The organism is Pseudomonas sp. 25 R 14 (genome assembly GCF_900004755.1).
GTDB lineage: Bacteria > Pseudomonadota > Gammaproteobacteria > Pseudomonadales > Pseudomonadaceae > Aquipseudomonas > Aquipseudomonas brenneri.
The window spans coordinates 68,860-76,459 of sequence record NZ_CVTS01000063.1 but is presented as its reverse complement, the minus strand read 5'-3'; the positions used below and the strand labels follow the sequence as shown (position 1 = coordinate 76,459).

Genomic DNA, 7,600 nt, shown 5'->3' with positions numbered 1-7,600 from the left:
GCCGACGGTGATACCAGCCCGGCCAATCTCGTCTTGCAGGTGCATAACAACGATGATCCGGTGGTGTTGACCGGTCTTGAGGTGAATGGCGGCGAAGTCACCGTCTATGAGAAAAACCTGCCGCTGGGCAGCGCCAATGATGGCTCTGCGTTGACCCAATCCGGGACCTTCACCGTGACGGCGCTGGATGGTTTGAAAAACCTTACCGTGGGCGGTATCAGCGTTGTCAGTAACGGCGTCACAGCGACTTTCCCGCAATCGGAACCCACCGGTTTTGGTAATACCCTGACCATCACCAACTACGACGCCATCACTGGCGTGATCAGCTACAGCTACACCCTCAACGGCACCGACACCCACCCAACCGGCGCTGACGCCAACAGCGTCAGCGAGTCGTTTACGGTCACTGCCACTGACAGCAACAACAGCAGCGCCACGGGTTCGTTGGATGTCAACGTGGTGGACGATGTGCCGACGGCGGCCGATGACAGCAATGAACAAGTGGCTTCTGAAAGCCAACTGATCCTGACCGGCAGCGTGCTGGGCAACGATGTCCAAGGCGCCGACCGCATCCCTACTGGCCCGGTGACACCCGCAACCATCATCGGCACTTACGGCACCTTGAACTTGCTGGCCGATGGCAGCTACACCTACACCCTGGACAAGACCGATACGCAGTTCCTCGCTTTGAACGGCGGCGGCAATGGGACGGAAACCTTCACCTACACGTTGACGGACGCCGACGGTGATACCAGCCCGGCCAATCTCGTCTTGCAGGTGCATAACAACGATGATCCGGTGGTGTTGACCGGTCTTGAGGTGAATGGCGGCGAAGTCACCGTCTATGAGAAAAACCTGCCGCTGGGCAGCGCCAATGATGGCTCTGCGTTGACCCAATCCGGGACCTTCACCGTGACGGCGCTGGATGGTTTGAAAAACCTTACCGTGGGCGGTATCAGCGTTGTCAGTAACGGCGTCACAGCGACTTTCCCGCAATCGGAACCCACCGGTTTTGGTAATACCCTGACCATCACCAACTACGACGCCATCACTGGCGTGATCAGCTACAGCTACACCCTCAACGGCACCGACACCCACCCAACCGGCGCTGACGCCAACAGCGTCAGCGAGTCGTTTACGGTCACTGCCACTGACAGCAACAACAGCAGCGCCACGGGTTCGTTGGATGTCAACGTGGTGGACGATGTGCCGACGGCGGCCGATGACAGCAATGAACAAGTGGCTTCTGAAAGCCAACTGATCCTGACCGGCAGCGTGCTGGGCAACGATGTCCAAGGCGCTGACCGCATCCCTACTGGCCCGGTGACACCCGCAACCATCATCGGCACCTACGGCACCTTGAACTTGCTGGCTGATGGCAGCTACACCTACACCCTGGACAAGACCGATACACAATTCCTGGCCCTGAACGGTGGTGGCAATGGGACTGAAACCTTCACCTATACGTTGACGGATGCCGATGGCGATACCAGCCCGGCCAATCTCGTCTTGCAGGTGCATAACAACGACGATCCGGTGGTGTTGACTGGCCTTGAGGTGAATGGCGGTGAGGTCACCGTCTACGAGAAAAACCTGCCGCTGGGCAGTGCCAATGATGGCTCTGCGTTGACTCAATCTGGCACCTTCACCGTGACGGCGTTGGACGGCCTGAAAAACCTCACCGTGGGTGGTATCAGCGTTGTCAGCAACGGCATCGCCGCGACGTTCCCGCAATCGCAACCCACCGGTTTTGGCAACACCCTGACCATCACCAACTACAACGCCACCACCGGCGTGATCAGCTACAGCTACACCCTCAACGGCACCGACACCCACCCAACCGGCGCCAATGCCAACAGCATCAGCGAGTCGTTCACGGTAACCGCGACCGACAGCAACAACAGCAGCGCCACCGGTTCGCTGGATGTGAACGTAGTTGACGATGTGCCAAAGGCCAACGACGACACCAATGGACAGGTTGCGTCGGAAAGCCAACTGATCCTGACCGGCAGCGTGCTGGGCAACGATGTGCAGGGCGCTGACCGCATCCCTACAGGTCCGGTGACGCCCGCAACCATCGTCGGCACCTACGGCACCCTGAATTTGCTGGCCGATGGCAGCTACACCTACACCCTGGACAAGACCGATACGCAATTCCTGGCCCTGAACGGTGGTGGCAATGGGACTGAAACCTTCACCTATCAACTCAACGATAGCGACGGTGATACCAGCCCCGCCAACCTGGTCCTGCAGGTACATAACAACAACGATCCTGTTGTACTCACCGGTCTTCAATTGAACGGCGGCGAGTTGACCGTCTACGAAAAAAACCTGTTCGACGGCACCAGCCCGAACAGTCCCGCACTGACCCAGACCGGCACCTTCACGGTCACTGCCCTGGATGGCTTGAAAAACCTGACAGTGGGCGGCATCAGTGTGGTCACCAACGGTGTCACCGCAACCTTCCCGCAATCTGAGGCCACAGGCCTGGGCAACACCTTTACCGTGACGGGCTACAACGCCACCACGGGGGTGGTCAGCTATCGCTACACCTTGCTCGACAACGAGGCCCATGCCACGGGGGCCGGAACCAACAGCCTCGTCGAGCAGGTCACCGTCACGGCCAGCGACAATGACACCAGCACCGCAACGGGTGTGATCGATATCAATATCATCGACGACGTGCCCAATGCCGTGTCCAGTGAGCGCATGGTCACGGCAACCGAGGTGGACTCCAACCTGCTGCTGATCATCGATATCTCCGGCAGCATGAACGATGCATCGGGGGCCGGCGGTACGCGGCTGGACCTGGCCAAGGCATCCATCACCGAGTTGCTCAACCGCTATGACGAGATGGGCGATGTGAAGGTGCAGATCGTGACCTTCAACGACAGCTCTCAACAGTTGAGCAGCCAGTGGGTCAGCGTTGCCACGGCCAAGACCCTGGTCAACGGCCTCACGGCCTTCAACGGCACCAACTACGATTCGGCCCTGGGCACCGCGCAGACCGCCTATGGCACCGCCGGCAAGCTGGACGGCGCGCAGAACGTGGCGTATTTCTTCTCGGACGGTAACCCCACCACGTCCAATACCAATAACCCGAACAACCCCGGCAACGCGGTCAACCCGGAATACGGCGATGGTATTGATGTCACCGAAGAAGGGGTATGGAGGGCATTCCTCGACGCCAACGGCATCAAGGCCTATGCCATTGGCCTGGGGGCAGGGGTCAACAGTATTTACCTGGACCCGGTGGCCTACGACGGCAGCACCCACACCAATACCAACGCGGTGGTAGTGGCCAACCTGGCGGGCCTGGACGCGGTGCTGGCCGGCACGATACAAGGCGCTCCGGTGACGGGTAGCCTGATGACCGACGGGACGTTTGGCGCCGATGGTGGTTTTATCAAGTCCCTTACGGTGGATGGCATTACCTACACCTACAACCCGGCGGCAGGAGGTTCGATGAGCGCCAACCTGCCGGGTGGCCAGGGCACGTTCGATACAGTGAGCAACAGCATCAGCATCACCACCAGCCAGGGTGGCACGCTGGTGGTAGACATGGACAACGGCGAGTTCCGCTACACGCCGCCGAAGCTGACGGACGCGCTGATTACCGAGAACTTCGGGGTCACCATCAGTGATAACGACGGCGATCTCGCGACTTCCAGCCTGGTGGTCAAGGTCAACCCGAACGCGGCGCCGGTGGCCGGTGATGACCATGTGATCACCAATATCCTGTCGAGCAATATCGTGGTGCCTGCGCAGTTGCTGCTGGCCAATGACAGCGATGCCAACCATGACAACCTGACGGCTATCCCTACCAGTTTTCCAACCGGCTGGGTGGCCAAGGGTGCGGCTTTTACCGGGACGGGAGCCAGAACGCTCAGCGGCACAACCCTGGCGGATGTACGCACCTCGTTTGCCGATATCGGGGCCATGACCGCAGTCCTTGTGATCACTGGCAGTCTCGGCAATGTCAGCGGCAGTACGGCCGACGATCGCATAACGGTCAGCCTCAAGGCGGGGGAAACCCTTAACCTGGATCACAATCGGCCGTTCGGTAACGTCCTCATGACCTATTCGATCAATGGGGGCAGCGAGCTCCCCCTCGCAGATGGCACGACGCTGACTGCGTTAGCGAACGCTACCTATGAGATTCACATTGCCAACACCACCAATCCATCAGGCGGCAACGCCAATGGCGCAGAAAACTACGAGTTGGACATGACCATCAACTATGCCGGCGCTCAGGACTACACGCCGGACTACCACGGTAATTATTCGGTCAGTGATAACCACGGCGGCAGTGACAGCGCCGCCGTAGACATCACCTACCAGGCCGGCGGCACCCTCACCGGTACCAGCGGGGATGACATCATCATGGCCGGCCCCGGCAACAATATCCTCAATGGCGGCGATGGCAACGATGTACTGAGCGCTGGCAACGGCAACAACGAGATGCATGGCGGCAACGGCAATGACCTGTTGTTCAGCGGCATCGGCAACGACCTGCTCGATGGCGGAGCAGGCATCGATACACTGAGTTACGCCAATGCCACGTCAGGGGTGACCGTCAACCTTGGCTTGGCAGGGGGGCAAATCACAGGTGGGGCCGGGACCGATACATTGACGGCCCTGGAGAACCTGATCGGCTCCAACTTCAACGACTTCCTCACCGGCAACGGCAACAACAACCTGATCTCGGGCGGACTGGGCAATGACACCCTCAAGGGCGAGGGCGGTGATGACATCCTGATTGGTGGTCCGGGCAACAACACCCTGACCGGCGGCGCGGGTGCCGATACCTTCCAATACCTGGCAGGCGGTAGTGGGCACGACGTCATCACCGACTTTGCCGTGGGCACCGACAAACTGGACTTGTCACAACTGTTGCAAGGAGAGAACGCGACGACGGCGTCCCTGGATGACTACCTGCACTTCAAGGTGGTGAGTGGTACGACCACCATTGATATCAGCGCCGTTGCAGGTGCCACGCCGACCCAGACCATCGACCTGGCCGGCGTCAACCTGGCGACCCAATACGGCGTGACGCCGGGGGCCGGAGGCTTGATTGCGAGCGGTGCGGATACGGCGACGATCATCAATGGGATGTTGAATGACCATTCATTGAAGGTCGATACGGTCTGAAGACAGTGACAAGCTGCAAGCTGTTAGCGCCACGCTTGCAGCTTGTGGCTTATAACTCGCAGCTATAAGCACCGCGAATTGCGTGATATGGCCTGCCAGCGTTTGCCGGTATGATAGGCGCCCCCGCAGTCTGGATTGCGAATACGCCATGACCTTGCAGTACCCAACCATCGCCGATTGCGTCGGCAACACCCCTCTGGTCCGCTTGCAGCGCATGGCGGGTAACACCAGCAATACCTTGTTGCTCAAGCTTGAGGGTAATAACCCGGCAGGTTCGGTCAAGGACCGCCCGGCGTTGTCGATGATCACCCGCGCCGAGTTGCGTGGGCAGATCAAGCCCGGCGACACCCTGATCGAAGCCACCTCCGGCAATACCGGGATTGCCCTGGCCATGGCCGCGGCGATCAAGGGCTACAAGATGATCCTGATCATGCCCGACAACGGCAGCGCCGAGCGCAAGGCGGCGATGACCGCCTATGGTGCCGAACTGCTGCTGGTCACTCCGGAAGAAGGCATGGAAGGCGCGCGTGATCTCGCCGAGCGCATGGCCGCCGAAGGCCGTGGCCAGGTCCTGGACCAGTTCGCCAACGGTGACAACCCCGAGGCGCACTACACCAGCACCGGCCCGGAAATCTGGCGCCAGACCCAGGGCACCATCACCCATTTCGTCAGCTCCATGGGCACCACCGGCACCATCATGGGCAACTCGCGCTACCTCAAGGAGCAGAATCCGGCGATCCAGATCGTTGGCCTGCAACCGATGGAAGGCGCGGCGATCCCGGGGATCCGCCGCTGGCCCGAAGAGTATCTGCCAAAGATCTACAACGCCGCCCGCGTCGACCGCATCATCGACATGGCCCAGCGTGAAGCCGAAGACACCACCCGTCGCCTGGCCCGTGAAGAAGGCATCTTCTGCGGCGTGTCCTCCGGGGGGGCAGTGGCCGGCATGTTGCGCTTGTCCGCAGAACTGGAAAACGCGGTGATCGTCGCGATCATCTGTGACCGAGGCGACCGCTACCTGTCGACCGGCATTTTCGACGCGCCCAACTGATGGCCAAGCAAGAGCGAGGCCTGCGTTTCCAGCCAACGGGCGGTAATCGAGCGCCACAAATCCCGGTCGGCAAAAAACAGCGCCTGACCATCGAGCGCCTGGCCAACGATGGCCGGGGGATCGTGTTTTTCGAGGGCCGCACCTGGTTTGTCGTGGGTGCACTGGCCGGCGAAGAGGTCGAGGCGCGGGTGCTGGGGGCTCATGGCAAAGTGGTCGAGGCCCGTACCGAGCGGGTGTTCAAGGCCAGCGAACTGCGCCGTCCGGCACCGTGTGCCCAGGCCGGTCGTTGTGGCGGTTGCAGCCTGCAACATTTGCCCCATGACGAACAGCTTGCCCTGAAACAGCGCATGCTCGCCGAGCAACTGTCCCGTGTTGCCGGGGTCGAGCCCCAGGAGTGGGCGGCGCCGTTGAGCGGGCCCGAGTTCGGCTATCGCCGCCGGGCCCGCGTGGCCGTGCGCTATGACGTCAAGGCCAAGCGCCTGGACGTTGGCTTTCGCGCCGTGGCCAGCCAGGACATCGTTGCCATTGATGATTGCCCGGTGCTGGTACAGGCCTTGCAACCGATCATGCAGCGTCTGCCCAACATGTTGCGGCGCCTGAGCAAACCTCAGGCCCTGGGGCATGTGGAGCTGTTCAGTGGCTCGTCCATCGCCGTGTTGCTGCGGCACATGGCGCCACTGTCGGACGCTGACCTGGTGGTGCTGCAAGAGTTTTGTGCATTCCATCACGCGCAGTTGTGGCTGCACGGTGAAGGCGAGCCGCAGCCGTTCGAGACTGGGCAGGCGCTGGGCTATCATCTGGAGCAGTGGGGCCTGGAGCTGGCTTACCGGCCGGGGGATTTTGTGCAGGTCAATGCCGGGGTCAACGAGGCGATGGTGGCCCAGGCGCTGGACTGGCTGGCACCGCAACCCGACGAACGGGTTCTGGACCTGTTCTGTGGCCTGGGCAACTTTGCCTTGCCCCTTGCTCGCAACGTGCGTGAAGTGGTGGCGGTAGAAGGCGTGCAGACCATGGTGGACCGCGCGGCCGCGAATGCCGTCAGTAATAATTTGCATAATGTGCAGTTTTTTCAGGCCGATTTGTCCCAGCCGTTGGCTGATGCCGAATGGGCCAAAGCAGGCTTTTCTGCGGTACTCTTGGACCCACCCCGCGATGGTGCCCTGGAGGTTGTGCGCAAGCTCGCCACTCTGGGGGCTGATCGCCTGGTGTATGTGTCCTGCAACCCAGCCACGCTGGCGCGGGACACTGTCGAGTTGGTCAAGCAAGGCTACCGGCTAAAACGTGCCGGGATCCTCGATATGTTTCCGCAAACGGCGCATGTCGAGGCGATGGCGTTATTTGAAGCGAGCTAGGATGCTCGCTTAGTCCGACTGGCCTGCGTTCTCCAGGGCCTGTGAC

At 60.8% G+C, this 7,600-nt stretch carries 3 protein-coding genes; all 3 read left to right on the top strand.

Annotation, left to right across the window (positions count from 1 at the left end; translation table 11 throughout):
• The coding region (locus BFQ03_RS22780; RefSeq protein WP_139115726.1) for a beta strand repeat-containing protein at positions 1-5,151 on the top strand (5,151 nt) is incomplete at its 5' end.
• 148 nt (positions 5,152-5,299) lie between these two features.
• Positions 5,300-6,202, top strand: a complete 903-nt coding sequence (cysM, locus tag BFQ03_RS22775; protein WP_032857024.1) for a cysteine synthase CysM — start codon at positions 5,300-5,302, stop codon at positions 6,200-6,202.
• A complete protein-coding gene (gene rlmD / locus BFQ03_RS22770) occupies positions 6,202-7,554 on the top strand; it encodes a 23S rRNA (uracil(1939)-C(5))-methyltransferase RlmD (RefSeq protein WP_065944066.1) in 1,353 nt (450 codons plus the stop codon). The genes cysM and rlmD overlap by 1 nt, the downstream gene beginning before the upstream one ends.
• The last annotated feature ends 46 nt before the right edge of the window (positions 7,555-7,600 follow it).